This window comes from Clostridium sp. 1001283B150225_161107_B6, from assembly GCF_015556325.1.
Taxonomy (GTDB): Bacteria; Bacillota; Clostridia; order Lachnospirales; family Lachnospiraceae; genus Enterocloster.
In genome coordinates, this window is the sequence record NZ_JADNMD010000003.1 from 129776 (window position 1) to 145043 (window position 15268).

Consider the following 15268-nt stretch of genomic DNA (forward strand, 5'->3'; position numbering starts at 1 on the left):
GGAAACATAAGGAAACAGGACGGCATATGAAAATACGGAATAAGGACAGGTCCATCCTTCCCCCTGCGGAGGTTGGATACCCCTGTCCCTGCTTCCTGTTCTTGTTTCCTGTCCCGGCTAACCGGAGACAATAAATTGTTTCAGCGCATGCAAAAGCTGATGGAAATCAATGGGCTTTGCAATATGGTAATTCATGCCGCTGGTCAGCGCCCTGGCCACATCCTCTGCAAAGGCATTGGCAGTCAGGGCAATGATGGGAATGGTGCGCGCCTGGGGATGACTGCTGGCCCGAATCATGCGGGCAGCCGTGCAGCCGTCCATCACCGGCATCTGCAGGTCCATGAGCACTGCCTCATATGTACCTGGTTCCGAAGACGCAAAGCAGTCATATGCTGACTGTCCGTTTTCCGCCTCATCCACATTCAGGCCATGTTCACAGAGTATGGCCCTGGCGATTTCCATGTTAAGGGCATTGTCCTCCACCAGAAGAATCCGCTTTCCCGCCAGGACACTGTAATCCGCTGCCTCTTCCCGGATGCAGGCGTCTGTGCCCTGCACCGCCTCCTGTTCCTCACCCTGGATTCTGAAATTCAGAGTGACCGTGAAACAGCTCCCCCTTCCCTCCTGGCTCTCAACCTGTATGTCCCCCTGCATGGTGGACACAATGCCCTGGGCAATGGACATGCCCAGGCCGGTACCCTGCTGCTCCAGGACCATGGGCACTCCTGCCCGGAAAAAGGGTTCAAAGACCTGTTCCATATATTCCTTTGACATTCCGATGCCGTTGTCTTCCACCATAAACCGGTAGCAGGCCCAGCCAGCCTTACCCATAGATACTTCCTGGGTTGTCACAAGAATGGTTCCGTTGTCCGGCGTATATTTCACTGCATTGGAAATCAGGTTTAAAAGCACCTGCTTTACCCGATTGGCGTCCCCAATCAGCGCTTCATGCTGCACATCCTTCTGTCTGAAGGTTATCTCATGGTTTTTCTCCATGACAGAGGGCTTGATTATGGAATATATGTTATCCAGCATGGTTCCCAGATAAAAGGGCTCCTCCAGCAGCTCCAGCTTTCCCTTCTCAATTCTGGACATATCCAGTATCTCGTTAATCAGGGACAGCAAATGGCTGCTGGATACGCTGATTTTCTCAAGACAGTCCTTCACACGCTCCGGCTGGTCTGCATGGGATGCCGCCAGGGCAGTCATCCCTATGATTGCGTTCATGGGCGTGCGGATGTCATGGGACATTTGGGCCAGGAAATTGCTCTTGGCCTCATTGGCCATGGTTGCGGATTCATAGGCCGCAAACAGGCTTTTCTTGTTCTCAGTCTCCTCCTCCAGTTCCTTGCGCTTCTGCTCGTCAATGCCCATGTTGGCAAAAACCACCTTGGTGACAATGCCGTCCGTCATTTCGGCAATACTGAACCTGGACCTGACCCACTTTAGGCCCTCCGGATAGACCCGGCGGAAATCCACGTCGTACACCGGATGTTCCGGTGTAAGGTTTGTCCTTAGAAACTCCGGACTTCCCGCACGGCGCATCTTTTCCTGGTCCTCCTCATAGACATGGTTGCGGACAAATTTCTCATAATACACAGCCATGGAACCCTTAGGGAATTCCTGCCGCCTGCGTATGAATTCCTCCTGCCAGATTGCCTCCTCCACATCGTTTTCCAAATCGAACAGATAGATGGAGTAATAACACTGGCACAGGTTGGTCAGAACGCTTTCCCGTATCTCTACCTCCTGTCTGGCATCAATATTACGCCCGGTTATCAGTATCCGGTCCCCCAGTTCCATATGGATGGGAACCGCATAGTAACGGTAGTAGTGGAGCTGCTGTTCCCCGCCCCGAAGCCTCAGGATACCCTCCAGGGATTCCTCATCCCGGTAGCTGTCCAGGGAACAAACCTGTTCGAGCCTTGCCCTGTCCTCCCGGGGCAGCAAAGGCATGACCTGACGGCGGAATTCGCTCATCTTTCCCTTGGGCGCCAGCTTCAGCTGGTCCCCCATGTAGTGGAGGCAGCTGTACTCCTGGCTCACCGGGTCCAGGCTCAGGACCAGGGTGTATATGGTGGAGACAGCCACCCTGGCTGTCACCTCATCCATACGTTTCTCCACCTCTCCGTCCTGTACGTCAAATGCCAGGATGGCCCTGGCCTTTAAATCAGATTCAGGCGCAAAGGGGATGGCCATGACCCGCTGCCAGCTTCCGCTGCAGATACGGTATAAGGCCTCCATCCGCTTTTCCCCTGACCGGAACCGCTCCCGTATATATCCTTTGTCTGCAAACCGCTCTATCCGGTTCCTGAATTCCGGCATCACGCAGGCCTGTGCATACCCGCGGAGAAATTCCCTAAAATCCGTATATCCCGCCAGGTTTTCACTGAAATCCTCTTCCGCCTTGATTATCTTATAGGTACCGTCCCTCAAATCACACAGCAGGATTCCCCGATACCGTCCGCTTAAGGTCCGGATGACCGCGTCATATTCCTGCTGGAACATGACGGTATCCGTGATGTTCTGGTGGTATCCCCGCAGGCGGATTCCATCCTCCCATTCCTGGTCCTTCATGCCGCCGCACCGCACGGAAATAGGCCCCCACAGGGGATGCATCCATTTATACTGGACTTCCTGGACCTCTGCCCGGGTACTGGCAATGGACTTGTCCACGGTCTCCTGCACAGCTCCCCTGTATTCCTCCTGGATACTGTCATGCCATGTCCGGTAGCAATCCTCAGGTGAGGGCGCTGTCTCCAGCCCCAGAAGCTCCAGCATGACACTGTCCGCGTACATGGCCGGTTCCCTGCCCTGGCGGAGCACGATTTCCCACAGCCCCGTACGGGTGCTGCGCAGAATGTCTGTCTTCCCTTTATCCGTAAAGTAATCCTGCATAGAGGCTATTCCTTTCCCGGGCGGATTTTTCCGCCCTCTGTGCGCTGCATTGCGCTGGTATGCCTCTATTATACACAAAACCTCCCTTCCATGACAAGTAAATAACAAAACCCTAACAATGAATTTATATCACATTGTCCCCATATATACCCTGCATTCATAGGGTCTCAGCTGTTTTAGCGGCTGCCGGCACGCTTCCTCTTTGTAGCTGCCAATCAGCTGCCTGAGCCCTCCCAGCTCCGGACTGTCTCCTAAAACCGCCTCCCTACCCGTCATATTGGCCAGCACCACAAGTTCCTGGCCCTGGTATGTTCGCCTGTACGCCAGCACCTGAGGATGTTCCCTGTATATAAATTCAATCTCCCCTTCTGATATGACTTTGTGTTCCTTCCTCAGGGCAATCAGCCTCTTATAATAGTTTAAAATAGAATCAGAATCCGCAGCCTCCGTTTCCGCATTGATATAGGAATGGTTCTGCGGAATGCCAATCCACGGCTCCCCCTGTGAAAATCCGGCATACCGGCTGCCATCCCACTGCATGGGCGTCCGGCCGTTGTCCCTGGAACGGGCAGCCAGCACCTTCAGGGCTTCCTCCCCGGTGCTCCCCTGCTCTGTCAGGATACGGTAATAATTAATGCTTTCAACATCCCGGTACTGGGAAATATCCTCATAATGGGGGTTGGTCATGCCCAGCTCCTCTCCCTGGTACACATAGGGCGTGCCGCGGAACATATGAATTACGGTTGCCAGCATCTTGGCGGATTCTTTCCAGTATTTTCCATCATCCCCAAACCGTGATATGGCTCTGGGCTGGTCATGGTTGCACCAGAACAGGGCGTTCCATCCGTGTTCCTGGGCCATGCCTTCCTGCCATTCCATAAACAGCTGCTTAAGCCGGACCAGGTCAGGCTCCATCAGCTTCCATTTATCCCCGTCCCTGTAGTCCACCTTCAGGTGGTGGAAGTTAAAGCACATGGACAGTTCCCGGTCCTCCGGCCTGCTGTAGCGGATACAGTTATCCAGGGAGGTGGAGGACATTTCGCCCACAGTCACCATGTCCTCTATGCCTGTATCCCGCACCAGTTCCTGGAGATACCGGTGGACCCTGGGCCCATCGGTATAGAAGCGGCGTCCGTCCCCTTTGTCGTCATCTGCAAATACATCGGGCTTGGATATCAGGTTCACCACATCGAACCGGAACCCCTTCACCCCCTTTGCCTTCCAGAAACGGATTACCTCCTTAAGCTCCTCCCGCACCCTGGGATTATCCCAGTTTAAATCGGCCTGGCTTACATCGAACAGGTGGAGATACCACTTTTTTAAATGGGGGACATACTCCCAGGCATTCCCCCCGAATTTGGACTGCCAGTTGGTGGGCGGCGCATCCGGGCTCCCTTCCCTGAAAATATAGTAATCCATATACTCCGGACTGCCCTCAAGGGCCTTCTTAAACCAGCGGTGTTCCGTGGATGTATGGTTGAATACCATGTCAAACATGCAGCCCATACCCCTTATGTCCGCTTCCCGAATCAATTCCTCCACATCCTCCATGGTGCCGAATACCGGGTCAACGGCCCTGTAGTCAGCCACATCGTACCCGTTATCATTGAGAGGGGAGCAGAAAAACGGCGTCAGCCAGATATAATCAATTCCCAGCTCCTTCAGATAGTCCAGCCTGCTTATGACCCCGCGGATATCTCCCAATCCGTTTCCTGTTGTATCCTGAAAGGACTTGGTGTAAATCTGGTAAACCGTGCTGTCCTTAAAATGTCCCATGCGTGATTCCTCCTTCATCTCTGCACCGTTATACGGCTCCATTTATCACGGCCACCGCGTCTGCGAAAGCCCTGACCCTGCGGCCGGTCTGCCAGCTTATATCCCCTGCCCTTCCGGGGTTTGTAAGGACCATAATAACCATGTCGCTGTGGCCTGCCCGGCCAATCTTATCCCTGTCAAATGCGATTAGTTCATCTCCGGCCTTTACCCTGTCTCCCGGTTTCACAAATGCCCTGAAGCCATCTCCCTTCATCTCCACGGTATCCAGCCCTATGTGCAGCAGCAGTTCCATGCCGTTGTCCAGGACCAGACCGCAGGCATGAAGGCTTTCCTCCATGACAACAGCCACCAGCCCATCGGCCGGCGCCCTTAAAATGCCGTCCTCCGGTTTAATGGCCACTCCGCCTCCCAGTGCACCGGAGGCAAATACCTGGTCCGGGACCTGCTCCATGGGGATGACTTCCCCGGATACATAAGCCTTTAATTCCCTGACCGGCTGGTTCCGGGCGTCTTCACGCTTCTCAGCCCTGTCCTCCGGTACGTTCTCAGCCCTGTCCTCTGTCCTTTCCTCCCGGCTGCTGCCGACTCCTTTCTTCCTTCCGATTGCATAAGTCAGGCAGAAGGGAATCAGGATTACCAGTCCCATAGCAACTGCGAATATTCCCATGTACCGGGGCTGGATGGACAGGATACCCGGAATACCGCCCACGCCAATGGCATTGGCCTTGATTCCGCTGACAACAGACAGCACTGCTCCCACCGCGGAGCCGGCCATACCGCAGATAAATGGAAATCCGTATTTCAGGTTCACGCCGAACATGGCGGGCTCTGTCACGCCCAGGTAGCAGGAGATGCAGGCAGGCACGGATACCTCCTTTGCCTTGGCATCATTTTTCTGGAGAAGAATCATGGCCAGTACAGCAGAGCCCTGGGCAATGTTGGACAGGGCAATCATGGGCCACAGGGTGGTGCCTCCAAAGTCAGCTATTAACTGTAAGTCAATGGCATTGCTCATATGATGAAGTCCTGTTATTACAAGGGGCGCATAGAAAAATCCAAACACACCTGCAAACACGCCCTTAAAGGGGGAGGTCAGACCTGCGTTCACACAGTCTGAAATCACAGCGCCAATCTTCCATCCAATGGGTCCCAGAATACCATGGGCCACTGCCACTGATATCAGCAGGGAGAAGAAGGGAACCACAATCATGGAAATCACGGCCGGACATATCTTTCGGAAAAACCGTTCCAGATACACCAGGGTAAAGCCGGCCAGCACAGCCGGAAGCACCTGGGCCTGATATCCAATCATATCCACCTGGAAGAGTCCGAAATTCCACTTTGGAATCTCTGCCGCCGCCGTGGTGGCAACACTGTATGCATTCAGCAGCTGGGGCGATACCAGGGTGATTCCCAGAACGATTCCCAATGCCTGGGTGGTTCCCATCTTCTTGGTAATGGACCATACAATGCACACAGGCAGGAAATGGAACACAGCCTCGCCAATGAGCCACAGGAAGCTGTTAATCCCTGCCCAGAATACGGATATCTGGGTCAGTGTCTTCGTCCCGCCGTCAAACAGGGCGATTTCCCCGATGATGTTGCGGAATCCCAGAATCAGACCGCCTACAATAATGGCAGGAATCAATGGGGCAAATATCTCTGCCAGGCTGCTCATGATTCTCTGAAGCAGGGTCTGGTTCTGCATGGCGGCCTTCTTTACCGCATCCTTGGAAACGCCCTCTATGCCGGCCACTTCCGCAAAATCATTGTAAAAGGTGCTGACCTCATTGCCTATAATGACCTGGAACTGTCCGGCCTGGGTGAATGTGCCCTTGGCCGAAGGAAGGCTTTCAATTGCCTTTGTATCTGCCTTGGACGGATTATTTAACACAAAACGCATCCTGGTTACACAGTGGGATACGGCTGCAATGTTCTCCCTGCCGCCCACATACTCCAACAGTTTCTTTGAATCCCCAGTAAACTTTCCCACCTTCAATACCTCCTATGAATCTGACTGCAATACCCTTCCATGTTTCCATTTTACCTGAATCTTGTTTAAACAAGTATCTTATAATAGGATTATATCTTGTTTAAACAAGTTTGTCAATATGGATTTGTATTTTTACAGCATTTAAAAAGCACCGGACAAACATCTGGCTGCAGTCTCCTGTTCCGCCTGCAGTTCCCTGTTCTCCGGTGCCCTGATTATCTTATTTTGCCCGATGGGCCAGGTCGTAAAATACGAACCGGTCCGGTCTGTGCCTGGACTGGGTGAATTCAAACATAACGCCATCCTTGTTATAGGTCATACTGCTCACCACCGCCATGCAGTTATAATCCTTTAAATCCAGATACGTCTCATCAATCTGGTTAACCCGCTCCACGGTCATCTTCCTCTTGGTGGTGACAATGCTTTCCCCCAGGTTCTTTTCCATGTATTCATAGATGGAGTGTTCTGCAATCTCCGGTGTCAAATCCCGCACAATATCCCTGAGAAAATAGTTGTGGTCAATGATTAATGCCTCCCCCTCAATGTATCGCACACGCTGTATATAATAAATCTGGGCGCCCACAGGAAAAGTGGTCCGCCTGCGTATGGTCTCGTCCACGGTCAGTTCCGCAAAACAGACCACCCTGGTGGTATAGTTCTTCCTGTTCCTGGCCACTGCCTCCTTTAAGCTCTCTATGCCTCCCAGTATGAACTCGGACTGCTGCTGTCCCGGCTGGTAGATGATTCTCACGCCCTTGCCGTGGATGCTCTGCACATATCCCTCCGATGCCAGCTGTCCAATCGCCCTGCGGATGGTATTGCGGGAACAGTCAAACTCCTTTACCAGCGTGTTTTCTGAGGGCAGCAGTTCCTGAAACCCGTAGGTTCCATCCTCCATCTTTTCCCTGAGCGCCATATAAATCTGATTATATTTTGTCTTAGCCATATAAACCTCGTATATCTCTTTTTCTAATATTCCTGCAGTGCAGCCCCGCTTAAACCCGTATCATCCAAGGGGAATCCCCATAACATAAAGCCGGATAAAGAACAGCACAATTAAATGCAGCGGATAAAACCAATAAAACCCATATTTCCACCGGGCCTGTCCTTTTCTGCCGTTATAAAAAAGGAGGGGCACCGCGGACAGAATCCCGGCCCCGTAACACATGTACAGGGACTCAAGAAAGGTCAGGAAGGCGCCGGACAGCACCTGTACGGCACGCTTTTGCCGCAGGAAATAAAACAGTGAAATGATGAGAATTCCGTCTATGTCATAATCTGCCCTTAATAACACGGCCGCCAGACAGCCGCTTCCGATAACAGCCGTTATCCCGGCAGCACGGCGCAGCCCCCCATAGCCCTCGCTCTGTTTCAGTCCCCGGAGCACCATGAGACCGATTGCCAGCTCAACGTACACGCTGCTGCTCCTCCCTGACCATGTATTCCACACAGCCAGACGGAAGGGGATTTCTGAAACAAGTGCAAACACAGCCATCCTCAGCCAGTATTTGCGCCAGTCCCTGGTATGGAGAAAACCCTCCACCAGCAGGAAACAGTATATGGGAAATGCAATCCGCCCCACGCACCGGAGCACCCGGTACAACAGGAATACAGCGTCCCCCCATTGCGAGGTCATGACCATGGGAATCCATTCCAGGCTGCCCCGGTAATATATAATCTGCTCCAGCAGCACGGCCCCTATATGGTCTGCAAGCATGGAAGCCATGGCAATATACTTCAGGGCACTACCGCTTAATCCTCCCCCTGTTTCCGGTCTTTTCCTGCTGGACGGCATACTTCATTCCTTTCATACATGGATTCTTTCTCTTTATCTTATCACCAGGCCATTGGTTTGCAAAGTATTTTCTTAATACATTCTTTATGGATTCCCCAGCTTTTTCCCCTTGTATTTATTTCCACATGATATATAATGCTCTATAAAGCTTCTGTTAAAAAAGCGTTAAGGACTGGAGGAACTATGAAAAAAAAGACACAATTTTTACTGAACCTGGCACTTACTGCCATCTTTCTCATATTGATTTTATTCCAGGGGCCCAATTTGAATCCCCTGTATCCGGACGGAGCATTTTCCTGGTGCTTCATCATCAGCTGCTACCTGGTGCTGAACTTTTTCGTGGCCCTGGGCAGTGTACGGGTGGGAGCCAATGAATACGGCCGGCCCCAAATCAGCATTGACAAAAGTGTCAAAGGCTATAAAAGAGGATTTATCCTTCTGGCCATCCTTTGGGCCCTGTATTTCGGAGTATCCATCCTGTCCATGCCTCTTTTCAATTACAAGGCCTACAGGGACCAGTTAGGCGTCCCGGCCGTATCGGAATTCACGGATACCGTACAGCCCCTGGCCCTGGACCAGCTCCCCATTGTGGACAAAAGTCTGGCAAGAGAGCTGGCAGATAAAAAGGTGGGAGAAAATCCCGGCCTGGGAAGCCAGGTCATCCTGGGTACCCCTGTCATACAGAAGGTAAACGGCAAGCTGGTATGGGTGGTCCCCCTGGAGCATTCCGGCTTCTTCAAATGGCTGAAAAACATGGACGGCTCTGCAGGTTATATAGTGGTGTCTGCCAGCGATGTCAGCGATGTAACCCTGGTAACGGACCATAAAATTAAATACCAGGCCAATGCCTACCTGTTGGACGACCTAAACCGCCATGTGCGTTTCTTTGGGGGCGGCCTCTTCAAAGGTCTTACGGATTACTCCTTTGAGCTGGACGATGACGGCGTACCCTACTGGGTCATTACCTCCTACCAGAACCGCTGGCTCTTTAACCTGCCGGAGGCCGACGGGGTGCTGACCGTCAATGCCACCACAGGCGAAACCACCCATTATACCATAGCTACCCTGCCGGAGTGGGTGGACCGTGTACAGCCCGAGAATTTTGTTATGCAGCAGATACAGAACCAGGGTGTCTATGTGCACGGCATATTCAACTTCTCCAACCAGGACAAGTTCCGCCCCAGCCAGGGTGATATCATCATCTATAACGGCTCCCGCTGTTACCTGTTCACAGGTCTTACCAGCGTCGGCTCCGATGAATCCGCCATTGGTTTCATATTGGTGGACATGGTAACCAAGGAATCCAATATCTACCAGATGAGCGGCGCAACCGAGATGGCGGCCCAAAGCTCCGCAGAAGGAAAGGTCCAGCAGTTTGGCTACAGGGCGTCCTTCCCAATGATTATCAATATGGACGGACAGCCCACCTACTTTATGACCTTAAAGGATAATGCGGGCCTGATTAAGCAGTATGCCTTTGTATCTGTCTCCAATTATACCAATGTGGGAACAGGCGAGACCATTGACAGCGCCCTGCGCAACTTCCGCCAGGTGCGGGGAACCGCGGGAGTGAACATTACCACAGGCCAGACCATTTCCAGTGAGGAAGGCACTGTCCTGCGTATCGCCAGCGAGACCATTGACAATACCGTAACCTATAAGCTGATATTGGAAGAAAAGCAGGACTATATCTTCACTGTGTCCTACGACCTGAGCAATGAGCTGGCCCTGACACAGCCTGGAGACAAGGTGGCCCTGAAATATATGGATGACCCGTCCGGTATCTGCTCTGTGTCGTCCTTTGACAATCTGGAATTTGACCAATCACGGTCTGAACACATTAAGTAATGCAAAAAGACGGTACTGACCATGAGCGCAATCCAAATGCGCTCCTGTTCAGACCGTCTTTTTGTAACCGGAATTCCCGCCTGTTTTTTGCGGCAGGTATTTTATGGATAAATTAAATAAATCCTAACCGCTCAGAGATTTTCCCGGCGCACTCCCGAACCTTCTTCTGCTCCTCTGAGTAGTCCATTCCTACCTCCTTCACGCCAAACACACCAATCACCCCTGACAGCCTTGTCTCGAAATTATAAATCGGGCTGGCAATGTTGTAAAAGGGGCCGGGGCCGTCTAACCCGCAGGAAGCAAGTTTCTCCGTCCTGATACGGTTCTTCTCCTCCTTGGTCAGCTGGCATATTTTCTTCTCATGGTGTGTAAGCACCTCGGCTATTTTGGCAAACGCCGTATTCTTGATTGGTTCCTCGTCTCCGATGGACGGCGTCATGACAACCGGATGCTTTGGTTCGCATTTTGCAATATAGAGAATCTTTTCACCGTCTATTTTCCCTAACAGCACCGACTTTCCGATATCCTCCGCCAAGGCCTTCATACACTGGTGGGAATTGCTCAGCAAATCCGAATTCTTCGAGTAGGAACGCCCGATGGCATATGCACGGAACCCGATACCGTAACAGACCTTATCTGTGCACCTGTATATCATGGCGCGCTCTTCCAGGGCGTGCAGGATATCATACACGCTGGTCTTAGGATATCCGGTTATCTTCACTAAATCTGCCAGCGATATTTCGCCGTGCTTGGAAATTATCTCCAATATCTCCACCGTTCTTAACACAGTCCTGTTCATGTTTCACCCTTATCCTTTGTATATTGACTTAATTATACAATAAATTAGGCAAAAACAAAACAATCTGTGGAAAAATCACAAGAAGCCCAATTACCGACATAATCATTGCCACAAATATCCATACCTCTTTACCTGCCTTTGAAACCGTGGTTTTGGCGATAGAGGACCCCAGATATAATAAACTGCCCACAGGCGGGGTGATAGAGCCCACTAAAACTGTGAGAACCAGGACAATACCGAAATACAGCGTATCAATCCCATAGGCTTCCATGGCTGGCACCAGAATGGGCGCAAACACAATCAACACAGGGATTCCCTCCACAAAAAGCCCCAGCACGAACAGAAACAGAATCACCATGCACAGGGCCGCTGTCCCGTTAGAGGTCAGGGCCTGCATCACACTCACCACGGTTTCCGGGAAACTCTCCCATGCCAGGAACCAGCTGAATATGGATGCCATAGCGATTATAAACAGGGACACGGCAGTTGTAGCCGCCCCCTTTACCAGTATCCGGGGGATGTCCCTCAGCTTAATGGTTTTATATACAAATATACCGATAATAAACGCATAAACCACCGCTACCACGCCGGCCTCCGTGGCCGTGAAGATTCCTGACAGAATCCCGCCCATAATAATAATAGGCATCAGCATAGGGATAACCGCCTGCTTTGCGGCTTTACCTATATTTCTAAGAGAAAATGTACCTGCTGTACCATATCCGCGTTTGAGGCTGATAAAGTAAACGGCAATACTCATAGCCAATGCCATGAGAATCCCTGGTATGATTCCGGCAATCAATATCTTTGTAATATTCACGCTGGCAATCACCGCATACATCACCAGCATAACACTGGGCGGTATAATGGGTCCAATGGTAGAGGAAGCCACTGTAACCGCCACGCTGAATTCCTTTGAATAGCCGTCCTTTACCATCATGGGAATCTCCAGCGAGCCCAGGGCTGCCGTATCGGCCGTGGCGGAGCCGGACAAACCCGCAAACAAGACGCTGGCCAGGATATTGACAATAGCCAGTCCTCCCCTTAAAAACCCTACCAGCGCACGGGCCAGATTCAATATCCTATCCGTCAAATCCGCCTCATTCATAAGCTCCCCTGCAAGGATAAAAAATGGAACCGCCATCAGCGAAAACGAATCCGTGGCGCTGAACATCCTGGTTATAAGCATATTGAGGGGCATTTGGGCGTATACAACCGTCCCCAGGCAGGCAATGCCCATGGTAAATGCAATAGGCATTCCAAAAACCAGCAGTATGATAAATATAGACGCAAGTATAACGAGCACGTTTACCCTCCTCCTCCCGGAGACAGCCTTACAGCTGTCTCCGAATTCCTAAGTCATCCATCAGATGGTCCAGATAGTATAAAAACAACAGAAAAAATCCCAGCGGTATTGCCGCGTATACCGCTCCCATAGGAACATTAAGTGCGGGTGAAAACTGTCTGAAATTAATCGGTATCACCTGTGCCCCCACAATCACAATTACAGCAGAAAATACCAAAACAAGCAAATCTATAATTACCGACAGCCGCCTCACCGCCGTTTCCGGCAATTTGGAAGTAAAATAGTCAACACCCAGGTGCATTCCCTGTTTCCCGGCCCACGCCGCGCCTATGAATACAATATAGATAAAGGAATAACGGGACAGCTCTTCCGTCCAATACAGAGGCGAATTGAATACAAACCGGAATACCACCTGCAAGAACATGGATATAATCATAGAGGAAGCGGCGATTGTGAGAAGAAATGCAACGACAAAATCCGCTGCCTTTATAAGAATTTTCATTTTCCTCCCCCTCATGTTAATTGAATGATTTTCCCAGCTCCTGTTCCGCCAGCGCTTTTACAGTATCGCTGATTCCTCCCGCATATTCCGTATAGACAGAAGCCGTTGCGTCGATAAAACTCTGCTTATCCACCTCGTTAATCTGAACGCCTTTTTCCTCCAGCTTATCCTTCATCTCCTCCTGAAGCTTCTCGTCCATCTCGCGTTCCATCCTGCCAAAGCGAATAGCTGATTCAGTCAGGTATTCTTTCAAATCGTCAGGAAGGGAATCATATGCCTTCTGGCTGATAGCCACTACTCCTGGAGGCGCGAAATGCTCCGTTAAAGACACATTTTTGCATATCTCATAGTATCCGTCTGAATAAATATTACCCAGGGCATTTTCCGCACCATCCATAACGCCCTGCTGAATAGCTGAATACAGTTCACTGTACGCCATAGGTGTTCCTGAAGCCCCCATTGCGTTAAGGGTTGCAATCATTACGTCGCTCTCCATGACGCGTATCTTCAATCCCTTCATATCTGCCGGAGTGGTCACCGGAGTATTCTTCGTATACACATTTCTAAAGCCGTTAGAAAACCATGTAAGGCCTTTTATTCCGATTCCTTGGAGTTCAGCAAACAGCTCGTCTCCCATTGGCCCGTTAAATACTTTTTCCATCTCCGCATAATCTTTGAAAAAATACGGAAATGACAGCACCGAGAAATCATTGAGGAAACCGTTGACAGCTGCGCTTGAGACCTGAGCCATCTCTATATTGCCAAGCTGCATTCCCTCCACATAGTCCCTCTCACCTCCCAGCTGGCTGCTTCCCATTACTTTGAGAATCAGCCGACCATTGGTCTTTTCTTTTGCCTCTTGAGCCCACTGATTCAACACAGTATTATGCAGATGGCTGTCGCTGGATACAATGGCAATTCTGATGGTATATGTCTTGCCGTCATTCTCCGCACTCTTAGGCGCAGGCGTCTCTGCCACGGCTTCTTCTTCCGTTTTCTCCTCTCCCTCCACCGTTTCCGCTCCGGCCGCCTGCCCGGATACGGCCGTTGGTGCAGGCGTTTCTTTTGCCCCGCAGCCCGCTGTCCCAAATGCCATAGCAACTGCCAATAATCCCCATAAGAACCTTCTCGTCATATTTCCTTCCTCCCTCGTTATAAATCGTACAGATAACGGTTCAATGAAACACACGCATTTTCCTCAACCAACATAACGGTCTCAATCCTAAGTCCGCCCCACTCCATTCCGTGAAGGTCAAACTTGGTGGCAAGCGTCATACCCGGAACCATGATGAATGAAGCGTTATCGTCCAGGTTGGGCCTTTCCACACAGTCCAGTCCTATGCTGTGCCCCACTGCTCTAAGGCCCTTCGCATATGGTTCGAAATACTCCTCCACATGGTTTTTTCTGGCATAGTGCAGAAACATCTCATAAATCCGGGAAGCCGGTTCCCCTGGCCTTAAACATTCAATCGACCGGATTACTGCATCCCTGGATGCCTTTAAAACAGATTTCTGGCTGTCCGTGGCATTTCCATTGATTACCGTCACCGCTACATCTGTGGCATAGCCCTTGTATGCAGGCGCCACATCAATGATTACCGCCTCCCCGTCCTCTATCCTCTTATGAGTGGGCCTCCATGTAGGCACCTCCGTATTCATGCCTGAGGACAGTACCGTGGCGCAGCTTAAATCGCAGCCATTGGATTTCATCACATATTCAGCCGCAGCGCACAGGTCAATCTCCGTCACCTCTGACTCTCTCATCTTCTCTACGCAGGCTTTCAGAGACATGTCTCCTATGTGCGCCGCGTATCTGGCCAGCTCTATCTCCTCCGGCTCCTTCACTGCCCTCATCTCAGTGAGCTTGTCATCCATGTCAACATAGTCATTTCCTACAAGCCAGCCCTTAAGGCGCTTAAAATACTTTACGGGAAGCAGGTCCTGTCCGCTCAGTCCAATGACCAGGGGACCTCCCTTTTCATCCCTAAGTTCTTTAAAATAATCAGACAATGTCTCAATATTCCGGATATCCTTAATCCAGGACACCCTCCTGGCTGACTGGGAATTGATGGCCCCCAGAAATAATGTCACCTTCCCCTCCGGAGTCACAAATACTCCCTGAGGAGATTCCTCAATCACATTGATTGGTTTATAGTCAGAAAAATAAGTTGTAAATCCCGCCCTGTACTCATCCGAAAAAATAAATGCCCCATCCAGATGATTACTGCAAACATACTGTGCAATTACCTGAATTCGTTTTTCAAAAATAGGCACAGGTATACCTGTATACCCTCCCATACAACACCTCCTATAATATTTGTATTTACGAACGACGTTCTAAATTTTGTACTTAT

At 50.9% G+C, this 15268-nt stretch carries 11 protein-coding genes; 1 reads left to right on the forward strand and 10 read right to left on the reverse strand.

The features are described 5' to 3' along the window. Positions 1-117: 117 nt before the first annotated feature. The 5 genes from I2H39_RS09030 to I2H39_RS09050 form a co-directional block, all read right to left on the reverse strand. Complete coding sequence (locus tag I2H39_RS09030; RefSeq protein ID WP_195626286.1) at positions 118-2898, reverse strand: ATP-binding protein; 2781 nt, start codon at positions 2896-2898, stop codon at positions 118-120. A gap of 129 nt (positions 2899-3027) precedes the next feature. Then, positions 3028-4674 (reverse strand): alpha,alpha-phosphotrehalase, encoded by a 1647-nt coding sequence (gene treC / locus I2H39_RS09035; protein ID WP_195626287.1) that lies wholly within the window; start codon positions 4672-4674, stop codon positions 3028-3030. Between the two features lie 28 nt (positions 4675-4702). After that, complete coding sequence (gene treP, locus I2H39_RS09040; RefSeq protein WP_195626288.1) at positions 4703-6667, reverse strand: PTS system trehalose-specific EIIBC component; 1965 nt, start codon at positions 6665-6667, stop codon at positions 4703-4705. 220 nt (positions 6668-6887) lie between these two features. Further along, positions 6888-7613: a trehalose operon repressor gene (gene treR, locus I2H39_RS09045; protein ID WP_138306689.1), complete on the reverse strand. Its 726-nt coding sequence runs from the start codon at positions 7611-7613 to the stop codon at positions 6888-6890. A gap of 60 nt (positions 7614-7673) precedes the next feature. Further along, positions 7674-8462 carry a TraX family protein gene (locus tag I2H39_RS09050; protein WP_195626289.1) on the reverse strand — a complete coding sequence of 263 codons (789 nt, stop codon included), beginning with the start codon at positions 8460-8462 and terminating at the stop codon, positions 7674-7676. A 183-nt stretch (positions 8463-8645) separates the two neighbouring features. On the opposite strand from I2H39_RS09050, the gene I2H39_RS09055 reads away from it, so the two are divergent. Further along, entirely contained in the window at positions 8646-10310 is a 1665-nt protein-coding gene (locus I2H39_RS09055; protein WP_138306687.1) for a hypothetical protein, read from the forward strand. A gap of 112 nt (positions 10311-10422) precedes the next feature. Here I2H39_RS09055 and I2H39_RS09060 read toward each other — a convergent pair whose 3' ends face one another. Genes I2H39_RS09060 through I2H39_RS09080 form a run of 5 tightly spaced genes read right to left on the reverse strand, consistent with a single transcriptional unit; the run spans position 10423 to position 15212 of the window. After that, positions 10423-11109 carry a helix-turn-helix domain-containing protein gene (locus I2H39_RS09060; RefSeq protein WP_138306686.1) on the reverse strand — a complete coding sequence of 229 codons (687 nt, stop codon included), beginning with the start codon at positions 11107-11109 and terminating at the stop codon, positions 10423-10425. Positions 11110-11137: 28 nt separating this feature from the next. Beyond that, entirely contained in the window at positions 11138-12412 is a 1275-nt protein-coding gene (locus I2H39_RS09065) for a TRAP transporter large permease (protein WP_138306685.1), read from the reverse strand. 28 nt (positions 12413-12440) lie between these two features. Continuing rightward, a complete protein-coding gene (locus tag I2H39_RS09070; RefSeq protein ID WP_138306684.1) occupies positions 12441-12914 on the reverse strand; it encodes a TRAP transporter small permease in 474 nt (157 codons plus the stop codon). Positions 12915-12930: 16 nt separating this feature from the next. Then, the gene (locus tag I2H39_RS09075) at positions 12931-14049 is read right to left on the reverse strand and encodes a TRAP transporter substrate-binding protein (RefSeq protein ID WP_138306683.1); all 1119 of its coding nucleotides are present in this window, start codon (positions 14047-14049) and stop codon (positions 12931-12933) included. A 17-nt stretch (positions 14050-14066) separates the two neighbouring features. Beyond that, positions 14067-15212 (reverse strand): Xaa-Pro peptidase family protein, encoded by a 1146-nt coding sequence (locus tag I2H39_RS09080; protein WP_138306682.1) that lies wholly within the window; start codon positions 15210-15212, stop codon positions 14067-14069. Between the last annotated feature and the right edge of the window lie 56 nt (positions 15213-15268).